Annotated in this window: 15 protein-coding genes and 1 pseudogene; 6 read left to right on the forward strand and 10 right to left on the reverse strand. The window is 57.9% G+C overall.

All coding sequences use genetic code 11. The features are described from left to right. Positions 1-124 precede the first annotated feature (124 nt). Positions 125-1,498 (forward strand): annotated as a pseudogene (locus NQ014_RS09980) (DUF5635 domain-containing protein); the annotation flags it as partial. A 136-nt stretch (positions 1,499-1,634) separates the two neighbouring features. Here the strand turns inward: NQ014_RS09980 and NQ014_RS11010 are convergent. The 4 genes from NQ014_RS11010 to NQ014_RS10000 all read right to left on the reverse strand — a co-directional run bounded on the left by NQ014_RS11010 (position 1,635) and on the right by NQ014_RS10000 (position 6,538). Beyond that, positions 1,635-2,873, reverse strand: coding sequence for a restriction endonuclease subunit S (locus tag NQ014_RS11010; RefSeq protein ID WP_257075128.1), 1,239 nt, complete (start codon positions 2,871-2,873; stop codon positions 1,635-1,637). Further along, positions 2,870-3,919 carry a virulence RhuM family protein gene (locus NQ014_RS09990; protein ID WP_257075130.1) on the reverse strand — a complete coding sequence of 350 codons (1,050 nt, stop codon included), beginning with the start codon at positions 3,917-3,919 and terminating at the stop codon, positions 2,870-2,872. Before NQ014_RS09990 ends, NQ014_RS11010 begins: the two co-directional genes overlap by 4 nt. Further along, positions 3,912-5,489, reverse strand: coding sequence for a type I restriction-modification system subunit M (locus tag NQ014_RS09995; RefSeq protein WP_257075132.1), 1,578 nt, complete (start codon positions 5,487-5,489; stop codon positions 3,912-3,914). Before NQ014_RS09995 ends, NQ014_RS09990 begins: the two co-directional genes overlap by 8 nt. 167 nt (positions 5,490-5,656) lie before the next feature. Next, positions 5,657-6,538, reverse strand: a complete 882-nt coding sequence (locus NQ014_RS10000; protein ID WP_257075134.1) for a class I SAM-dependent methyltransferase — start codon at positions 6,536-6,538, stop codon at positions 5,657-5,659. A gap of 93 nt (positions 6,539-6,631) precedes the next feature. Here NQ014_RS10000 and NQ014_RS10005 point away from each other — a divergent pair, with 93 nt between their 5' ends. Further along, the gene (locus NQ014_RS10005; protein ID WP_257075136.1) at positions 6,632-7,810 is read left to right on the forward strand and encodes a glycosyltransferase family 4 protein; all 1,179 of its coding nucleotides are present in this window, start codon (positions 6,632-6,634) and stop codon (positions 7,808-7,810) included. On the opposite strand, the gene NQ014_RS10010 is transcribed toward NQ014_RS10005, so the two are convergent. Then, the gene (locus tag NQ014_RS10010; protein ID WP_257075137.1) at positions 7,790-9,622 is read right to left on the reverse strand and encodes a hypothetical protein; all 1,833 of its coding nucleotides are present in this window, start codon (positions 9,620-9,622) and stop codon (positions 7,790-7,792) included. The genes NQ014_RS10005 and NQ014_RS10010 overlap by 21 nt on opposite strands. A gap of 81 nt (positions 9,623-9,703) precedes the next feature. Next, positions 9,704-10,864 carry a DUF3068 domain-containing protein gene (locus NQ014_RS10015; RefSeq protein ID WP_257075138.1) on the reverse strand — a complete coding sequence of 387 codons (1,161 nt, stop codon included), beginning with the start codon at positions 10,862-10,864 and terminating at the stop codon, positions 9,704-9,706. 196 nt (positions 10,865-11,060) lie between these two features. Here NQ014_RS10015 and NQ014_RS10020 point away from each other — a divergent pair, with 196 nt between their 5' ends. Continuing rightward, entirely contained in the window at positions 11,061-12,353 is a 1,293-nt protein-coding gene (locus NQ014_RS10020) for an acyltransferase (protein ID WP_257075140.1), read from the forward strand. A gap of 6 nt (positions 12,354-12,359) precedes the next feature. On the opposite strand, the gene NQ014_RS10025 is transcribed toward NQ014_RS10020, so the two are convergent. The 4 genes from NQ014_RS10025 to NQ014_RS10040 form a co-directional block, all read right to left on the reverse strand. After that, positions 12,360-15,947, reverse strand: coding sequence for an alpha-(1->3)-arabinofuranosyltransferase family protein (locus NQ014_RS10025; protein ID WP_257075143.1), 3,588 nt, complete (start codon positions 15,945-15,947; stop codon positions 12,360-12,362). Between the two features lie 29 nt (positions 15,948-15,976). Further along, positions 15,977-16,171: a DUF2613 domain-containing protein gene (locus NQ014_RS10030; RefSeq protein ID WP_005510537.1), complete on the reverse strand. Its 195-nt coding sequence runs from the start codon at positions 16,169-16,171 to the stop codon at positions 15,977-15,979. Between the two features lie 196 nt (positions 16,172-16,367). Further along, positions 16,368-16,847, reverse strand: coding sequence for a universal stress protein (locus NQ014_RS10035; protein ID WP_005510532.1), 480 nt, complete (start codon positions 16,845-16,847; stop codon positions 16,368-16,370). Between the two features lie 152 nt (positions 16,848-16,999). Continuing rightward, complete coding sequence (locus tag NQ014_RS10040; protein ID WP_016421593.1) at positions 17,000-17,179, reverse strand: hypothetical protein; 180 nt, start codon at positions 17,177-17,179, stop codon at positions 17,000-17,002. Between the two features lie 177 nt (positions 17,180-17,356). Between NQ014_RS10040 and NQ014_RS10045 the strand changes: the two genes are divergently transcribed. Genes NQ014_RS10045 through NQ014_RS10055 form a run of 3 tightly spaced genes read left to right on the forward strand, consistent with a single transcriptional unit; the run spans position 17,357 to position 20,552 of the window. Further along, positions 17,357-18,688: an MFS transporter gene (locus NQ014_RS10045; protein WP_257075146.1), complete on the forward strand. Its 1,332-nt coding sequence runs from the start codon at positions 17,357-17,359 to the stop codon at positions 18,686-18,688. Positions 18,689-18,744: 56 nt separating this feature from the next. Beyond that, a complete protein-coding gene (locus NQ014_RS10050; RefSeq protein WP_257075147.1) occupies positions 18,745-19,914 on the forward strand; it encodes a sensor histidine kinase in 1,170 nt (389 codons plus the stop codon). Then, on the forward strand, positions 19,911-20,552 hold the full coding sequence (locus NQ014_RS10055) for a response regulator transcription factor (protein WP_257075148.1): 642 nt from the start codon (positions 19,911-19,913) through the stop codon (positions 20,550-20,552). Before NQ014_RS10050 ends, NQ014_RS10055 begins: the two co-directional genes overlap by 4 nt. Positions 20,553-20,615 lie beyond the last annotated feature (63 nt).

The raw sequence follows: 20,615 nt of genomic DNA on the forward strand, positions 1-20,615 counted from the left end.
CGCCGACACCACCACCAAGGAGGTCGCATGAACCAGTCACAGCACCAAGCACGTGCCGGTCCCTGACGCCATCACACTGCTTGTTTCAACGAAAGGCAGAAACACCACTCCGTCGGACTTGACCGTGCAGGGCCAGCGGGTGCTTGTCATCTATGTTGCGGCAGCCTCTGAACCCGTTGAAGATACTGGGAATAGGCTGCGTTGGCGTGTTGGTGATTCGTGCAAGCCGGTGGACCGGTCGGAATGGTGGGAGTATCGGCGTGCGCAGGACGGCTTTGATTCAATGGCGCAGGTTAGTGCCGCAACACTTTCCGATGTCCGTCCCGGTGCCCTGGCGTTGGCCAGGAAATGGGACCCAGTGTTTGCCGAGCTTACCGACCAAGAAGTGCTGCACGGCATTGGTGCTCTTGATGCCAATGGATTCCTATCAATGGCAGGAAAGCAGCTATTTACTTCGGCAGGGCGTACGGTTATTGAGCTCAGCATTTTTGATGTTCACGGTGGTCAGGTGCTTAACAGAGTGGTGCCGGAACCTGAGAAGTCGTGTCTTGAGCAGCTTGCGTACATAGAGCAGGCTCTGAATGTGGTGAATAAAAACAACACTGTGGTGGAGGGGTTCGTACATAAGCCGGTACCAGAGATTCCACGCGGTGCAGTGCGTGAGGCGATGCTAAATGCCATGATTCACCGCGATTGGAATCGAAGCGAAGCCATTGATGTGCGATGGATTGAGCTCGACAGCACCTTGATTGTGCGAAGCCCCGGTGGTTTTCCAGGAGCAATCACCGAAAACAATGTGTTAAGTAACCGTTCTGCTCGTTACCCCGCTCTGGCTGATGTGTATCGCGCAATTGGGCTCGTAGACAAGCAGGGTGTTGGGGTGGATCGCATGTACCAATCGATGATTGCCCTGGGGCATCGGCCGCCCACCATTGAAGAAGTAGCGGGCCCGTTTGTGGAAACGACTTTGGTGGGTGGCAGTCCCGTGCTGCCCGTTCTTGAGCTGATGTCAAGGATAATCCCTCAAGCACGGCAGGAAGATTACCGCATTGCAATCGTGTTGTATCTACTTTTTCAGCGTCCATTTGTCACGGTTGCGGAAGTAGCGCGTGGGCTGCAAGCCGGGCCTGAATCGGCTCACAATGCCCTGGATGCAGCCCGACAAACGACGGTACTGGGTGAACCGCTGATTGTCCCCCATGCTGGAGTGTGGGTGCTTGGCGAAACATGCCGAGCAATCTTGCGCAAAGCTGAACCGACGCCATTCTTGCCTGCGCGGTACCTCACCACCGATCAGGATGAACTCCAGAAAGCAGCGATGTTGTGGCTGTGTGAGGTTGGGGATATCGCTACAAGTGACCTCATGGTTCTGTCTGGAAGCTCCCGCGGCACAGTGAAGGCCTGTATCGACGTCATGGTAGAAACCGGCATTGTCACTGCCATTGGCAACGGCCGATCGCGCAGGTATCGGCTCACTAATCCGTCAAGGTCTCTGTAGAAACCGAAATCATTGTCAGATTAGGCACTGCCTAATCTGACAATCCGGAGGTGGGCGATGAATGCGGAAGTATTGCTGACCTGATGGAGCGAGGGAAGTCCGACGTCCCGCTGGGACTCGCCGACGCCGTCCTGGTTTATGCCGAAAGCTCCTTAAATGTGAGTAGTTGATCCCGGTAGAACTCGTACTGCTTCCGGCGAGCTTCAATTTCGGCAGGCAGACCGGAGGTGAGGTCGTTCACGAGTGCATCGAACTTGTCGAGAATATTCACGATGCGCTGCTGTTCTTCGAGGGGAGGGACGGGGATGGGGAAGTTCTTAATCTTTCTCGCGTTGAGATTATTTTGAGAACCTTCACCTAGGTTTTTCAAAATAAAGTATTGTTTAGCAATCCAGTGATAGACGTATCGATAGTGTGCGATATTACTATCCACAGTTATGTTGCAGCATGCTTGATTGGTGGTCAGTGGAATCTTGTTAACTGCGACTTTCGCTGCTGTAGCACCGTACATCGCCACAATTACGGAGTTTTCTGGGACCCATTTCGCAGAAGATGAATTGAGGCCTGCCTCAGTAATTGATACTGAGGTTTTATAGACGTCCCTGTAGTCGATGTCTTGGGTACGTAACCACGGGATTGAGCCGTTGTAAAACTCTTTTGTCCCGGACCGAGGTGTACCACCAGAGGAAACACGTTGGGCTACTTCGTTCAAGGTCACCCACCGGACTCTCTCGCTCTCGGTAAATGTCAGCAGTTGGTCACGATAAAATTCATACTGCTTTTTCCTAGCTTCCAGCTCCGCTTCCAGCTCCGCTTCCAGCGATTGGAAGGTGTCGAGGATTTTTACAATTTCTTTCTGAATTTCTAGAGGTGGAACCGGGATTGTTATTCTCGCGAGGCGGGGTTTGGAGATGTTTATCCTGGTGACACCGTTCGAGCACCTTCTAATTTGCTGTCTTATGTACTCCGATCTGAATAGATGCTTAGCGAAATCAGGGTTGAAAAATTCATTACTTATGGGACGAAGTATGAAGCAAAAACTATTGAGATAAATTGGTTTCGAAGGCGCTTTAGTTACGACTGATGTAAGTCCTACATCTTCAGTGGATTCTGATGACCCTGTGATGAGAATATCGCCTAAAAGCAGATGATTCTGCTTTTCTTGATCTCCTACTTTAACGTAATCAGAAGAATCTAACTGAGTAGAAATATTGGAAAATACATTCTTGTAACTAATGAATGGTGCGTTTCCGTTTGAAAAGTCTGTTTTCTTTTTACCTTTGAGGCCGGGTAGTGCGATCGTTAATTCGCCCAGCGGTTTGTACTCCACACCATCCGGGCAGAGTTCCTCGATGAGCTTTTCAATCTGGTTCACTTCTGCTCCTTCGGTGGTTGCTGGATCTGCTTCTGAACTGCAGTGATTTCCTTGAGATAGTCCCGTTCCACACCACTCGGTTGGGTATCAATCACTGATTTGTACTTCTCGTATTCCGCATGGGCCTTCTGTACCGCTTGGCGGTGGGAAACCGTTCCTGCTCCCTCCAAGGACTTGCCACCCATGGCCGCAATCATTGTGGTGAGGTGATCCATCCAGTCCGCCATGTACGTCGGTTGGTGCATCTGGGCACGGAATTCTGCCGCGTCGAAGTAGGCAGAAACCAAGGTATTTAGGCGTTTTAGCTCGTCCTCGGCAAGGTAGTTTTTGGCAATCTCCACCTCAGCCTTGGTGATGCGCTCGCCCTTCCAATTGGTCAACCCCATGTTTGGCTTTGTGGCATCCGAACGCTCGTAAACCACCTCGGCTGCCGTGTGGCCGTGAGCACCAAAATGAAGTTTATTCTGGACCGTCGCAAAGAACTGCTTACTCACAGCGGCCCGTGGATCGTAATCCACGCTGGTGGCGTACAAATCTAGAACCTGGCGATGAATGACCTTCTCACTAGAGCGAATATCGCGGATACGCTCCAGCAATTCACGCCAGTATGTTCCGCCACCGCCCTCTTTCAGGCGCTCATCGTCCATGGCGAAGCCCTTGATCAGATATTCGCGCAAAACGCCTAGTGCCCACTGCCGGAACTGAGTACCCCGCAAGGACCTCACTCGGTAGCCCACGGAGATAATCACGTCGAGGTTATAGTGCTCCCGCTCGCGCGAAACTTCCCTTGAGCCTTCGAGTTGAACTGTTCGGAATTTCCGAACAGTTGCCTCTGACCTGGGAAGCTCGCCTTCCGCAAAGACATTCCTAATATGTTCGGAGACGTTCGCCTTCGACGATTGAAACAGCTCCACCATCTGGGCCTGGGTGAGCCACACGGTTTCGTTGACAAGCCGTACCTCAATGCGTGTCGCGCCGTCGTCCGTGCGGAACATCACCAGCTCGCCCGCAGACGCCATGCTCATGTCGCCGTTCATGTCAGACATCGGTGCGGGTTCCCTCAAGATCTGCCACAATCTCATCGATTGCCTCGCGCAGCTGGCGCTGGCGCTCCACAATGCCAACGATCTGCTTATTCAGCTCTACGATGTCTATGATCTCGCGGGTGTCCTCGGGTTCGACGTAGGAGGAAACTGCGATGTTGTAGTCGTTATCCGCAATCTCCTCAGCGGGCACCAGCTTGGTGAAATACTCCACATCCTCTCGGGCAGTGAAGGCATCCAGAATCTTCTTCTGGTTCTTGTCATTCAGTCGGTTCTTGTTACCACTGCGCTCAAACTCTGCGGAGGCATCGATGAAGAGAACCGAATTGTCCTTCTTCGACTTCTTCAACACGATGATGCAGGTCGCGATTGTGGTGCCGAAGAAAAGATCCGGCGGCAACTGGATAACCGTATCCACATAGTTGTTATCCACCAGGTACTTGCGGATCTTCTTCTCCGCACCGCCGCGGTAAAGCACACCGGGGAACTCAACAATTGCGGCCGTGCCGTTCGTCGCCAGCCACGAGAGAATATGCATGGTGAACGCCAAGTCAGCCTTTGACTTCGGCGCCAGGACGCCTGCCGGTGCGTAGCGCGGATCGTTAATCAGCAGAGGATTGTTATCGCCCTCCCACTTGATGGAGTAGGGCGGGTTGGACACGATTGCCTCAAACGGCTGGTTATCCCAGTGTGCAGGTTCAGTGAGTGTATTGCCCAGCGCAATGTCGAAATTGTCGAAGTTCACATCGTGCAAAAACATGTTGATGCGCGCAAGGTTATACGTGGTCAGGTTGATTTCCTGGCCGTAGTAGCCCTCGCGGACACCGCCCACGCCCAGCACCTTCTTGAACTTCAACAGCAGTGAACCGGAGCCAACAGCCGGGTCATACACCCTGTTCACACTCTTCTTGCCCACCACAGTGATTCGAGTCAGCAGCTCAGAGACTTCCTGCGGCGTGTAGTACTCGCCACCGGACTTGCCTGCCTGAGAGGCGTACATGCCCATCAAGTATTCGTAGGCATCACCGAATAGGTCGATGGAGTTGTCATCGGCTTTAACCGTGAGAGGCATATTGCCGATATGCTTCATCAGATCGTAGATCTTGTTATTGCGTTCGATGACCGAGTTGCCAAGCTTGTTGCTGTCCAGGTTGATGTCGTCGAAAAGCCCTTGAAGATCGCTTTCGCTAGCGGTGCCTTTTGCAGATGCTTCGATATTTTTGAATACCTGCTGCAGTCGCTCATTGAGGTTCTCGCGGTAGTGTTCGTCAGCTGCCTGTTTGCAGACGTTGGTAAACAACTCAGAGGGCAAAATGAAGTAGCCCTTTTCCTCGACGATACTGGTGCGTCCCCACTCAGCATCCTTGTCAGAAAGGGAAGCGTAATCCGCGTCCTCATTGCCAGCGGCGCGTTCGCCGTCATCGATGTACTCGGAGAGCTTCTCCGAGATAAAGCGGTAGAACATCATGCCGAGCACATAAGACTTAAAATCCCAACCATCCACGCTGCCACGCAAGTCGTTGGCGATGTTCCAAATAGTCCTGTGCAGCTGTGCCCGGTCTGCGTCACTCATAGTGAAAATCCCCGCTCAATCAGTAAAAATGCTTGAGCTCCCAGTCTAGTGGCAGACGATACGAAGTCAGGGGAACACGCGACGGGCAAAGCTGGGCGGGGGTAGAGGAGGAGGGAGTGCCGCCAGCGTCAATCTCGACGATCACCTTGTCGCTCAGCGCCAACCCCCTACCGCTTCCGCAGCACCAGCACCAGATTCGATACCGCGAACTCGCGCAGCCCCGGCACGTGCACCATCCACCAGGCCCACCACGGGTGGTAGCGCGGGAACGCGGCCAGCAGTTCGCAGTCGCCGGCCTCCGCGGCAGCGTGCGCCCACTCCAACCCTTCACCGCAACCGACCTTGAACAGGGACTCGCCAAAGTAGTTCTTCGGTCGCTTGCCGTGCTTCTTCTCATACATGCGCCGCGCTCGGTCGCCGCCCAGGTAGTGCGTCATCCCCATCTCGTGGCCACCGAACGGACCGTACCAAATGGTGTACGAGTAAACGACCAGTCCACCCGGCTTGGTCACGCGCAGCATTTCCTCGCCCATCGTCCACGGCTCAGGCACATGCTCGGCGACATTCGACGAGTACGTCAGGTCAAATGCGTCATCGCGAAACGGCAGTTCCAGCCCCGATCCGCGTACCGACGACTCCAGCTTGATACCTGCCGCCGCCATCTCGCCCACATCAGGTTCGCAGGTGTAATACTCCACGCCACGCTGGGCAAATGCTCGGCCAAAGTATCCAGGGCCGCCGCCGACATCAAGGATGCGCTTGCCACGCAGTGCGGTATTCGTCGTAACGCTTGACGACGTGCCCGCCGGCCCCCCTGCGCCCGTCGTCCCCGCCGTACCAGCGGTACCCGCTGAACCATCCGCGCCAGCCACGATGCCTTCTAGGAGGCCGATGGTGTCCTCGGCCAGGTGCCCGTAGAAGATATCGGGATCGGTTTGCTCATATTTGAAGTCGTTGAGCAGGCCGAATGAGCGTGACAGCGTAGCAAAGCTGCGCAGCTCTTTCAGGGCGGGCGGGACGATAAAAGCGGGAAAGCGAAAGCTGGTCACGTCAAACAATCTAATGGACTGGTTGGGTCTGGGAGTATGGATTTGAGCTAAAGCGGCAACGAAAGCCGCGCCGAGCGTTAGGCTCATATTGTTATGAAAATCTTACTGTTGTGTTGGCGCGACACCGGCCATCCCGAAGGTGGAGGTAGTGAGCGCTATTTGGAGCGCGTCGCAGGTTACCTTGCCGATCAAGGCCATACTGTGGTGTTCCGCACGGCCAACTACCCAGGCGCACCAGCCCTTTCGCGTCGTGACGGTGTGACTTTCTCCCGCGCTGGTGGAAACTTCTCCGTCTACGTGCGCTCCTGGACCGCGATGCTGGGTGCGCGACTTGGCGTGGGCCCAATTGCCAAGGCGCTCGGCGGCAAGCCGGATGTCGTGGTCGATACCCAAAACGGTGTCCCCTTTTTCGCGCGGATTTTCTCCGGCGCACCGACGGTGCTGCTGACACATCACTGTCACCGCGAACAGTGGCCAGTGGCAGGGCCGATTATTAGCAAGCTTGGGTGGTTCATCGAGTCGCGTCTGTCGCCGATGATTCACCGCCGCTGCCGCTACATCACCGTTTCCGAGCCAAGTGCCGCTGAGCTAGTGGAACTCGGAGTGTCGCCGGGGCGCATCGCGGTAATCCGCAATGGTGTGGACCCGATTCCGGAGGAGTTGCAGTCGACCGAAATCATGGCGGACCTATCCGAGTGCGACGGTCCAGCACCGCATTTGGTGACGCTGTCGCGATTGGTTCCGCATAAGCAGATTGAGCACGCCATCGATGTGCTTGCAGATCTTGTACAAGATCGTCCAGGTGCGATTCTCGATGTTATTGGTTCGGGTTGGTGGCACGACAACCTCGTGGAATATGCCCGTGACAAGGGCGTTTCGGACCACGTCGTCTTCCACGGGCAGGTCACCGAGGCGGACAAACACCGCATCCTCTCCAAGGCGTGTCTGCACCTGATGCCTTCGCGCAAGGAGGGTTGGGGGCTCGCCGTCATCGAATCAGCGCAGCACGGCGTGCCGACGGTCGGTTACCGCTCCTCGGCGGGCTTGCGCGATTCGGTCAACGACGGCGAAACTGGCCTGCTGGCCAGCGATGAAGCTGACCTGATTGCCAAGACACGACAGATTCTCGATAACGGCGAACTGCATCGCGCAATGTCCAAGGCCTGCGTCGCCCGTGCCGCGGAATTTGGCTGGGACAAGACCGGTGAGGCAGTTCTGAATGTCTTGGAAAACCCAACACTGGACAAGTTGCTACCTGCGGCGGGGCAGTAGCGCTTCCATTACTCCAGTCAGTAGCCCCGCCAGCAGCCCAGCGAGTAGGCAAAGAGTCCAGATTCCAAAGGCTGTCCACGCAGCTGCATAGGCCCCCTGGCTTGGTTGTGTGGCCGGCTCGATAACACCGGGGACATGGTAGAGCTGCAGGTCAGGTGTTTCATAGACGGGATCTAACGCTGCCACAATGTCAGCGGAGTCGCCGAAGTTGCCGGGCGAGTTCTCCACTAGGACCCAGCCAACGCCTTGGTCTCGAAGGCTCTGGAGCGCAGACTCAAGCTCCTCCTGCCTCTTCGCACCACCGAGCAGCGTGCGCTCAACGGTTGTGGCTCCCTCGCCAGACACCGACTGCCCAGAGACAATCAGTTCGCCAGAGCTCACCACCGGAGCGGGCAAAATCTTCGTAGCCGGGTCGAGGACAGGACGCCCATTAATAATGCGGTAAGAACCGGCAGGTAGAACCGCAACGCGATCGTCGTCAAGCGCGACGACACCGGAAACCGCCGACCAGCCCTCCCATGACGGAATGGGGCGGAGTGGAGCGACATCGGCGGGCAGCGTGGGGACAGCGGCAATGATGATGAGCGCGCTGACGCCAGTAGCCAACCACTGGCCGATATTGGCGGTGGCGCTGCGAGCGCGGCGTGCCAGGTACTCCGCACCGCTGGCGGCGAGGATGACATAGGCGGGGACAGCGAGCGCGATCCACTTTTGTGCATCACGAAGCAGACCCGCCCCCGGGATGTGCTCGAGCGCCCAACCCATCATCAAAATGCCCGGCGTTGTTGCGGCGAGAGCGACGAGCACAATGCTCACGGCGCCGGTGATAATCAGCCCCCGCCAGCGCTCCTGCGAATGCCAGACACGACGGAATCCCAGACCCATGAGTACCAAGAGCACCAGCACCATGATCGCCGAAAAACCAGCCTCGCGAGTTAGCGGCACAGCCTGCTTATTCCAGATACCGGCCAGCCCCAACAGGCTGCCGAGCGTGCCGACGTGAGCCTCTGCTCTGGCCGCAAATGCGGCAGCGCCAGCAACATCGGAGGACCCAGCTGCACTCGGGTTCAGCAAAGACGCAACCAGCCACGGTGAACTGACCGCCACTGTTGTGGCCGCAACCCAAGCGCGGTCGCGGTTATTGCGCGCGGCAACAATGCCGGTGATACCAGCCAAAAGGGCACCGGTCGGTGTGAGGCCCGCAGCGGCAATTGCACTGGTGCGCCAAAAAGCACTACCCACCTGCGTTGCCAGAACAACTGCCGGAAGTAGCAATACGGCGATGACCAGTGACCACTGTCCCTGGAGTAAACGCTCGACCACGAACGGGCTCCATAGCAGCATCGTCGGTGCAATCAGCTGGCTGGCCAAGCTCGGATTCATGGGTACAAGGCCCGCACCGGATGCGCTACTGGCGCTAGCACCGTGACGAGTGAGCCTGCGGGCGAGCTCAGCAGCCGCAAGACCACCAATCAAACAGGCGCCCACCATGCCGAAGCGCACCCAATGGCTGGCATCCACAAAGTAGCCCAGTGCCCACAGTGCGGTGTCCTGCGGAACAGCTCGTGCCGCAGCGGGGCCGAGTCCCAGGGCCGCGTCGGTAAGCGGTGGGTGATTGGGGATGACCATGTCGCGCAGCAGAAACATCGGTGCCCCAAAGCGACCATCAGCCGGGGCCTTGTGGGGCACAAAGAGAGGCCAGCACACGGCAGCGGTCAGCAAGAGAATCCACGACAACACAAAAAGCCAGGCGACTCGCTCCGAATGAGAGCGAGCCGACTGGGTCAGAGTAGTGCGGAAACGTTGTGTCACGTGCCCTATATTAAATTATTTTTCGCTTTCCTCAGTGAAACTTAGGGTAAGCGAGAGCCTGTGGCACCGTAGTTTGGCTTCTTAGGCGGACCTGCTGCGAACACGGAAGCCAATCACGATGAGAACCAGGCCGAGGATACCGAGGATCCACGGTGCGACAGTGCCACCGATAGTCAGCGACTTACGTGCCTCCTTAGCGCGGTCCATCTGGCGGCCCTTGGAGCCTTCGTCCCACTGAGCGGTGTACTTCATCGCGGTACGGTTCTGCTCCTTGGCCTCCTTTTCACGGCCAGCCTTGGAAGCAATTTCTTCAGCTTCCTTGTCGTCCTTGGCGTAGAACATGAACATCTCTTCAGTACCGTTGACAATCACGCCAGAAGTCGGCTCGACGCGAACAGTACGGACGTTGGTGTAGTAACGATCCAACTCGACGTCGTCGTCACCCTCCAGGCCCCACTTGGGAGCCGGGAAGCTCAGGCGCATGGAAGCCAGCGAGGACTTGTCAGCCTCGGTGAGCTTGCGGCCGTCGCGAGTGAAGTGCTCGGTCAGGGACTCGTAGAGGTTCTGCGGCGGAACGGTCATGGAGTACTTGTAGACCTTGACGCCATCCTGAGTTTCCTCACCGACGAAGTCAATCTCGAAGTTACGCATCGCCTGGACGTCGTAGTACGGGTAGGACTTCTTCTCAGCACCAAACGGGAACTGGTACTGGATGCCCGGACGGGTGAACGTCGGCGGCTTGGTGTCCGAACCACCCTGCGGTGCGTTAATAGCAACGCTGGAGATCGGGTCATCTACCGGGTACGCAGTGCTGCGGTCAACAGTGATGCGGTCGAGGGTCGCATTGATAAGGTTCTTCGGCTCTTCGAGGTCATCGCGCAGCAGAGTGGTACCGACCTGGAGAGTTGCGATCTTGTCGTCAGCCGGCTCCTCAATTTCAACGTGGCGCTTCGACTGCATCGGAGTCTTGTCGTTGATGAAGCAGTGGACCGGAAGATCGCGCTTCTCTTCGTCCGTCTCTGCCTTGCAGCGCGGGTCATTCTTGCGGTTTGGCGTTGGCTCATTCTTGCCCAGCTGGCTGGAGTCCAACAGAGTGCCGTCGCGCACCTCCGTGATGGTATCGCTCACAGTGTCAAGTGGGATGACCCGGAGGCGAGGAACCAGGAAGGTTGGCAGAAGGACGGCAATGACAATCAATGCAGCACCGATAATAATCAGTGCATGTCCGAGAGTTCTCTTCATCAGCGGATAGTCCTTTAACTGTACGTAACTTTCTGCTGCAAAACCTAGCAGGAAGTTAGGAGTTATGTGGTGTGTTTTTTAAAAATAACTTGTCGGGAAAACAAAAGAGTTTTGGAAAAACCAGCCTGAACAGGACTTATTTCATAATAAAATACAAGTGATTTTACTCATTCCGGTATCCGTGTAAGAAAGTACTATGACGTCCAAGGCATCTGCGGCAGCGCCAAACGTTGGGCAAGACACAGCGTTGAGCTCTGTGCCGAACTCTACGCCGAGCACTGCATCCAGCTCGGGATTCAGCTCTGCATCGAGTACAGCATCGAGCTCTGCCACCACATTCCGCCCAGGCTTCCTGCCTTCGCTGGAGGGCCTGCGAGCTGTGGCTTCGATGGGCATCATCGGCACGCACGTCGCATTCCAGACCGGGCATGATGTCGGAGCCCTGTGGGAGCGCATCCTCGGCCGCTTCGACTTCTTCGTGGCCGTTTTCTTCGTGCTATCGGGATTCCTGTTGTGGCGTTCTCACCGCTCGGGTTACGGCGGAATTCCCCGTCGTAAAGCATTGTCCGATGCCGACGGCGGACGGAAGAAGAGCTGGGCGAAGTACTACAAGAAGCGCGTCGCGCGCATTATGCCCGCGTACTGGGTGCTGGTGCTTATTGTGCTCATCGCACTGCCGGTGGGGCGCGGCGCGGATCTCAAGATCTGGCTGACAAACCTGACGCTGACACAGGTGTATTTCTCCGGCTCGCTGCACGGCGGGTTGACGCACCTGTGGTCGTTGTCGGTGGAGGTCGCGTTCTACATCTCGCTGCCGCTGTTTGCCATTGGGCTTAGCCGGTTGGACCCGCATCGCCAGCAGGGGCGCCGTATAGTGGCGATTTCCCTGCTCGCGATCTTGAGCTTCGGCTGGCCCTACCTGCCACTGCCGTACCTGGAAGGCGTTAACCCACATATTCAGCCGATTGCATACTTTTCCTGGTTCGCAGCTGGCATGATTCTCGCCGAGCTGGAATCGCTCCAGGGCGTCGATACCGATGCCGCCCGCGCGAAGGTGGAAACCATGCAGCGCTGGGCGCGCCGCCGTTCGCTGTGGCTGGCGATCGCCGTTGGTGCGCTGGTCCTGGCTTCCTACCTGGGCCCCGAAGGGCTTGTCGAGCTCACCAACTGGGAATTCACCCGCCGCCTACTGTGCGGTCTGGTATTCGGTGCCGCCATCATCGGCCCCTGGACGATGGCGCCGGAGTCGCGCTTCCTCGAACACCCCATCATGCAGGCGCTGGGGCGCTGGTCGTACGGTATCTTCCTCTGGCACGTGGCGATGCTCTCCATTGCATTCCCGCTGCTTGGCGTGAAGCTATTTACCGGCCATCTGCTCAGTGTCACCATTGTCACGGTCGCACTGTCGATTCCGGTGGCCGCCGCCTCCTACGCGCTCGTCGAGGAACCTGCCCGCCGCTTCTTCGCACGCGTCTGGGTCAACCGCTAACGGCTTTTAATCAGCGGTGTTGTCAGTGTCGTCGGCGTCTCTGTCGGCATCCTCATCAGGACCGCCACCGGAAAGCATCGAGCAGCACGCCACGATTGTCAGCGCCGCCGTCAGCAGTAACTGAAGCGGCCAGCCGGCACCGGCGTAGTCATCCTTTGGCCATGGGTTCGCCGCCAACATCCAGCCCGCAATCGACATCGTCGCAGCAAGTGCAACAATTAGTGCGTTTCGCACGTTCAGCCATGGCTTGACGACGTCCCCACGCTTCCGTGCCCAGAAAACCGAACCAAGGGTAGCGGCAACCACCACGAGGGCAACGACCACGCCAGGCCAGCTGGATACCAGCGTCACTGTCGCGGCAGCCGCAATGCCAATAACCGCCCGCGGCAAGTCATTGCTCAGCGAAGATGCGGGAATCGGGGTGGTGAGAGCGAATCGTCTCCAAGCGAAAGCCAGCCCCACAGCGACCAGTGCGTACACGGCTGCGAGTGCGCCGCCTGCGAGGATTCCCGTACGCCAGGTCTGCTGCGGTGGGTAGGTCAGCTCGACTGCACCGCCAATTCCAGCCGGAATCGTCCAACCCTGCTGCCAACCAGAGACCGTTACCGGCTTCATGGCGGCACCTCCGACACGAAGCTCGTGGCCAGCATTGACAGAGATTGGCAACCACACAATGCGATCGTGGTCGGCAGCGTCAATAGGATTGTTCAGGTCGATTGGCGTGGCTTTCTGCTGCTCGGCTGACGGCGCGAAGTAGTCAGTCGAGGTGAGCGATACCCAATCGGACTTGGCATCGATGCGCCAAGGCCCCGGCGAGAGCTCAATCTCTTCACCACAGGTCAGCTCGCGGTGATCAGAACCGTCACCTCGTTGGAGGCTGGCCCACGGGTCTCCGATGCTGCTGCGGCAGGTATCAGCATCGACCTTCACCTTTACCGGCTTCGGAACGGTGAACAGGCGCACCAGCGTGCCCTCGTGAATCTCCTGGCCGAAGACCCAACGCTGAACCAGCGACGAGGAATTCGGCACCACCGGGACACGAACCGGGGTGAGGTCCTCCGCTATATCCTCGGCGGAAAGTTCCGCCTCTTCATTGGAATCGGGGTTGCTGGATTCGAATGCGTCGAAGCCCGTGTCCCGCTTTGGAATCACCAGTCCTAGCTCGGAGATAGCAAAGCCCACAGGAGCAATCTTTGCTGTGATGCGCACAGATGTGGTCTTGCCGCCGGGCAGCGGAATGCGGGTCGTCTCACCCGGGACCAACTGTACGGAGCTGGAAGCCGTGTCGGTCTGGATACGCAGTTGCGCCGGAACGCGAGCACCGGTCAGGCTGAGCACTGCGTTATCGGTCGGTTCCTTCCACGACAACTTGACCCACTCAGCCTGACTCTTGCCCGCTAGGGGTTCCCACCAGGTAGAGGTGTCGCCGTCGAGCATTGCGTTGACCGAGTGGTCAGCCGATGCACCACCGACGTTGTATGGCTCAGAGGCCGACGATGAAACCTCAATTGTGGCGCGACCCGTTGCTGTCTGTGTTAGCGGCAGTCCCGCGACGGGGTAGTCCGGAACGAGGTTGCGGACATATGAGTCCTCGTCTTTGGCCAGGATTGCCGACTCCGCTCCGACGACTTCACCATAGTTGCGGCCGCGGCGTGCGGGAGTGTCGGTGACAGTGCCGGCGTTCTTACCGGACAGGATGCGCACCGGGGCATCGGAGTCGACCTCATCAAGCCGCGGGAGCACTTCGGGACCACCGGCGACCAGCGGCACCTGTGTAGTGTCCACCAACCGCGGTGAAAGGGCGTGATTGCGCAGCTCCTTCGGGCCTGCGCCCCAAATCTGGATAGCGGTATGGCCGTCCTCGTCCGTGAACTCCGCCACCTTTTCCATGGTCGGGGAGTCCTGCAGCGTGGAGGTGATGGCGCGCAGTGAATCGCCCCTCGAGGTAACTCTCAAGTCGTGGCGGACCAGCACATAGCCGATGCCATTGTTGCGCAGAGTGGCATCCAGTGCCGGTACCTCGCGGCCCCGAGTCAGCGAATTGCGCAGACCATCGAGGCCGCGAATCGCCTCTGGGGGCACTAGCGGCACGGTATCGCGGACGGCCCAGGGAACGTCGGCAAGCGGCTGGAGCGGTTCGTCGCGAGTATTGCCCCATGTCTGATCAGCAAACGGCGATGATGGCACCAACAGCGTGCGGGTGTCCTCGCCCTGCTCATTCAGCCAGTCGGCAGCTTCGTGCCAGTAACCCGGAACCTCGGAAAAACCGCCTGCCGGAGCGAGGCGGGCGCTCCACGCAGGGGCGGTGGCACTGGCGATAACCACCAGAACCAGCATCGATGCGATAGCGCGCGGGTGCTTCTCCGGGTGCAGCCACTGCTGCCAGCCAGTGGTCGCTGAATCGCTCGCCGTCTCTCGCCAGGGCCATGGCAGCTGGGCTGTCGCATGAGCGAAGCCGATAACAAGTGGCAGACGCACAATTGTGTCGAATTTGTGCAGGTTGCGCACTGCTGCGAGCGTGGAATCGAGCACCTCTCGAGCCGATTCCCACACCAGTCCGAATGGCTCCGTCCAGGCCGCCACGATGACAAGCCCGATCAGCAGCATCATCAGCCACATTCGACGCAGCGGCAGTGAGCGCATGACCAAGCCAAGCAGACCAATCGCCGCCACAGCCAGAGTGGCGTAAATGAGAATGGGCTCCGCGACCAGCGCATTTCCGCCGACTCGCTCGAAAGAGACAAACGGGGTCCACGAGGTGGAACCGCGGAGCGTCTCACCGAGACTCAACCAACGAGTGGTCACGCCGGAGGACTCGATGTAGTCCGTAAACGGTGGCGAGTACTTGCCCAGCAGTAGTAGCGGCACAATCCACCACATGCTGACCGCTGCACACGCAGCCAGCCAACCGCCGAGCATCGCCCACGCACGCCCGCGGCGAGGCCCCGTAAAAGCGAAGAAGAGCAGCATCAGACCTGCGGGGATGCAAGCCGCCGCTGTACTGACCGCATTGACCGCGCCAGTGCACAGTACCGCTAGACCGGACAGCAATACGGCACGGGCAGTCGCGCGCCAGGGCAGTTCCTCGCGCCGGGCCGCGACCCGCAGGAGCGGAAGCAGAATCCACGGTGCCAGCGCCACGGGCCAGGTCTCGGACGAAATCGCGCCCAACGTCGTAATCACTCGCGGCGACAACGCGTACAACAACGCCGCCAGTACGCGAGAGGTATGCGTGCCGACGTTTATAGCTTCGGCCACGCGATATGCGCCGGTAAAAGCCAAGCAGAGAGTAAGGCTCCACCACAGCGCCTGGATCAGCCAGCCGGGCGCTAGGACATCGGGCAGCAAACTAAACAGTGCGAAGAATGCACCCTGTGGAAAGAGATAGCCATATGCCTGGTTTTGAAGCTGTCCCAGTGGCATGGTGTCTGACCACATGTTGAGCGAGGCGGACAAAAACCCGATGGGGTCTTCTGTCAGGTCGTGCTTTGTGTCAGCGACAGTCTTGCCGGGGGACTGAATGAATGCCAGCAGGCACAGCAAAGCCCACCAAGGTACAAGCACGCGCTTACGCGCTCGAACAAAGGTGGGCATAGCTTTAAAGGAGGGTTAGCGTTAAAGGCTTAACGCTGACCGTACTCGACACCGCCAAGCAGAGCGTCATCAGTGGAAACAGCCTGTGCTTCCGGAATTCGGTCTTCGGTCAGAGCCTGGCCGATGCCGAAGATAGCGGCACCACCGAGAAGGGCGCCAATGAGCGCCGAGGCCAGGGCAGGGCCAACGCTACGACGCTGCTCGGAATCAGTTTCGTATGCCATGTTGAGGACTCCTCGTGTGCATTAAGTCAATACTGTTTATAAAACTACACTCTGTGACATCTGTAAACCAGTGGAACAGCTGGGAATCTCGCCCTGCCTTGAACTTTGGGTGGTTTCAGCGGTCATTGAGTTTTCTTAGTTGAGAGATTAACCCATTTTCTATCAGCTAAGTAAGTTTTTAAAAATTTTCTAGAAATTATTCCTTTTCCCCGGGAACGACGAGGACCGGGCGGCCAGCATTCTTCAGCAACGCGTCAGAGGTCGAGGCGGTAAACAGACCACGCAAGCCAGTCACACCACGAGTGCCGGAGATAATCACGCCCGCATCGAGGTCGTGAGCTGCATCGACGATGGCCGACCAGATAGTAGTTTCAGTCTCTACCAAGTAGGGCTCCGCGACGAAGCCGGCCTCAGCGGCAATCTGCACACCCTCACGGCAAATACGGACGGCCTCGTCGTGAGCGGGATCGCCGTCTTCAGTAGTGGCGTCCCAGTCGGGCTGCATCATGCCAGAGGCGCCAGCAGTGCGTGCTGCAGCACGCTGTAGAGGCTCCCAGGCCGTCAGAATGTAGGCCTTCTTAACGCGCAGCAGTTTTCCGGCGTAGGCCAGCGCCCGCTTGGCTTCGTCGGAGCCGTCGTAGGCAATGAGCATGGAATCAGAAATCGGTTCAACCATTTTCGAGTTCAATCCTTACGTCAGAGATAGCCGAAAAACTGTCAATAGATACAGAAAAAGAGATGTCGCTGTAATCCAGGATAGGACAACAGCGACATCGAGTACGTCAATCTTTAAAGCTACTCCCAGCCATTGGTGGCAGAAGTGCTGAACTAGCCGAACAGGCGTCCGAGGAAACCGCGGTTCGCACCAGCTGCCTTAATTTCTTCATCGGTGTGCTTTCCGCCGCACCACTGATCTGCCGGGACAGTTGCCTTTACCTGGTCGATGTGCTGTCCGCACCCAGCCCAGGTCGTCTTGTGGCAAACATTGCATTCAACGGGTCGACACATACTTCATCAATCTCCTTGAGGGGTGGCCAACCTTCCTGCTGGCCAGGGGTAGGGGCGTGAGGGTAACGCCGTTTCACTACCTAAAATTATTCCCTATTCCAGTGGAAACGATAAATCGACGGGGGGAGTCGTAGCCGGCTAGAGAGTCATTAACAGGAAGCGGTAACGTCCACTGGTATGGCAGCAGAACAAAATCCAGGGCAACCTCAACCAAAAGCTTCTGGGTCCTCGAAGAATGTCATCGCGCTCAGCGTTCCCGTTCTTGTTATCGCCGTAATCGTTGCGGCGCTGAACTTGCGCCCGAGTATTGCGTCGATTGGTCCGGTGCTCGATCATCTCCTCTCCGACCTCGGCGCATCCTCCGCCTTTGGTGGTCTGATTACGGCCATTCCGGGGCTCGCGTTTTTCGCGATTGGGTTGTCCGCGGTGTCCGTCGGCAAGCGGATGGGCTTAAGCGGCGCGCTTACACTGTCTGCGACGTTGCTATTCGTCGGCCTTGCGGTGCGCCCGTGGGTGAGCAGCATCTGGCTATTCCTGTTGTTTACCGCGTTATCGGTTGCTGGCATTGCGCTGGGAAATGTGCTGCTACCTGCGTGGATTAAGGTGCACGGCGGTCGCCATACGGTCGTGCTGATGATGCTGTACTCCAGCATGCTTGCCCTCGGCGGTGGACTGGGGCCGGCGACGGCATTTTTGATTAGCGATTCTCCCGAGACATCTGCAGGTGGTATCGAAATGTGGCGCTGGGCGCTTGCCGCATGGGCAATCACCGCCCTGGTGCAGCTCGTCGTGTGGTTGCCGCTGCGTGCACGCATCGGATTCGACTACCCGAAGGCGCCGGTCAGTGCCTCGGCAAGCACTCCAATCTGGAAGTCTCCGACGGCCATTGCGCTGGCAGTTTTCTTCGGCGTGCAGTCGATGAACGCCTACGTGCTCATGGGCTGGATGCCGAAAATGCTTATCGACGCAGGTATCAGCGTAAACATAGCCACTGTAGCGTCCATGATTGTTCAAGGGTTGGGCATCATCGGCGGGCTGCTGATGCCGCCGCTGATTGCACGGCTCCGCACCATGTCCTACGTTGCCTTTGGTCTCGGCTGCCTTTTCTTCCTCGGGTATGCGTTGATGATTCTGATCGACCAGCGGGGAGCGGCGGAAACTGGTGTGGGATATGCGATTGGAGCTGCGTTCCTGCTGGGTGTGGGTGGTTTTTGTTTCCCCATGGCCATCGCACTGATTCCGGGCCGTACGCGCAGCCACGAGCTGACCGCGCGACTGTCCGGCTTCGTGCAGCCAATCGGCTACGTTTTCTCCGGAGTCGGCCCCTTCCTGGTAGGCGTGGCCGCCGGAACCGCGGAAACATGGACACCGATTCTGGTCGTGCTGCTTGGCACCACGGTGGTGCTAGCAGTGCTTGGGTTGATTGTCGGTCGGCCAACGTACATTGATGACGAACTGGCCGACCGAGGTATCGGCGAAAAGAAGCCGGGACGTATTCAGCTCGACTGAATTTAGGGGAGTTAGCTCCACTGTATTTGGACACGGGCCAACTTAGCTTTGAAACTATGACAAAGAAAAAGAATTTAATCGCGCTGGCCTGGAGTTTTATTCTCGGACTGCTGTTCATTCCGGGATTGATTGTCTCCGCTTTTCTTCTGCCCTGGATTCCGCTCATTGGCCGCGGTGCCGATTGGCTCTCCCGGTGGGCAGCATCGTGGTCCGGCACCCCAATCGCCAACCGCGTGACCAATCGCTGGTTCGACATCCGCAACTTCGTCAACCTGCTCGTGCAGTTGGCCATTGGCTTTGTCACCTTCACAGCGTGGGTCGGCGGCGGGTTCACTGTCGGAGTGCTCTTCGCTGCACCATTCCTGGTTGATGAAGTGCAGTTTTTCAGCTGGACTCTGACAGACCCCACACAGAAAATCGGGGTTGCATGGGTTTTCGCCATCCTCTTTTTGGTGCTGACCATCGCCATCAACCTCGGTGCCGGCCTGCTGTCCATTTGGCTCTCCCGCGTCATCCTCGCACCATCCAGCGAGGAAGTCAGCCAGTCCCGTGATGTGCTCATCGACTCCTTCTCGGGCGAGCGCCGTCGCATTGAGCGCGAGCTTCACGACGGTCCACAGCAGCACCTGACCGCCTTGAAACTCAACATTGCCGCTGCTCGCATGGGCAAGACTGAGGAAGAGGTAGCCGAGGCACTCTCCGCCGCCGACCGCAATGCAACGCAGGCTCTTGCGCAGCTGCGCTCCGTGGTGCTTGGCATTGCCCCACCAGTGCTTTTCGAAAATGGCCTAGTCGCAGCAGTAGAGGAATTGGCAGCGCACTCTGGCATGGAGGTTTCTGTTCGTGAGGACGGTGTCTCCGACTTCGGCCCGATTGACGAAACCACAGCGTTGCTTGCTTACCACTGCGCAGCGGAGGGGCTGACCAACGCCACCAAGCATGGACATGCCGATCGAGCTGATATCACTCTCGCGGTTCAGACTCCGAAGAAGGCGCTCGTGTCTCATCTGGGTACGCTTACGGTCACTGTGCGCGACAATGGCGAAGGCCTGGAAAAACCATCGAGTGCGGACGCTGTAGACGTCGTAAAGCATGGCACGGGAACCGGCATTGCGGGCCTGCGCGAACGGGCGGCAGCGCTTGGCGGAACCGTGTCGTTCGCCAACGCCGACGGTGGTGCTGAATTGCGGCTGGAACTGCCTGTTCGCCAAGGAAGGACACGATGAAAGTACTGCTGGCCGAGGATTCCGTACTCCTGCGCGAGGGGCTGACCGGCCTGCTGCGGGCGCTGGGGCACGAGGTCGTCGCCGTCGGCGATGCGGATCAGCTGCTCGCCACTGCCGAAGGGCAGGCGTTCGATGTCATCGTCACCGATGTCCGGATGCCGCCGAACATGCGTGACGACGGACTGCTCGCGGCTTCCACACTTCGCCACGACAACCCCGACCAGCCGGTTGTGGTGCTCAGCCAATACGTGGCGGCCAGTTACTTAGATCGCCTGCTGCAGCATGGTGGCTTTGGGTACCTGCTTAAGGAACGCGTCTCGGATGTCGACCACTTCGTTGCGGCGCTGGAAGAAGTGCGTGGCGGCGGTACCGTGGTCGATTCTGAAGTGGTTGCGACGCTACTGGCCGCAAAGCAGGACGGCATCGCCGAGCTGACTCCACGTGAGCGCGAAGTGCTGGACCTGATGGCGCAGGGGCTTAGTAATAAGGAAATAGAAAAACGCCTAGTACTAACCGCAGGCGCTGTGAGTAAGCATGTGGCGAATGTGTTCTTGAAGCTCGGCTTCCAACCGGAAGATAACAACCGTCGTGTCAAAGCAGTATTGCGGTGGCTGAGATATACCGCGCCATCGACTTAGGCTTTGCCGTTGTCTTTGGCCTAAACCGCGCCCTACGCAAAAGCCCCACACGTAGGCAAAAAG

Origin of the sequence: Corynebacterium sp. 5QC2CO, assembly GCF_024580435.1 — a bacterium.
In the GTDB taxonomy this organism is placed as follows: domain Bacteria; phylum Actinomycetota; class Actinomycetes; order Mycobacteriales; family Mycobacteriaceae; genus Corynebacterium; species Corynebacterium jeikeium_D.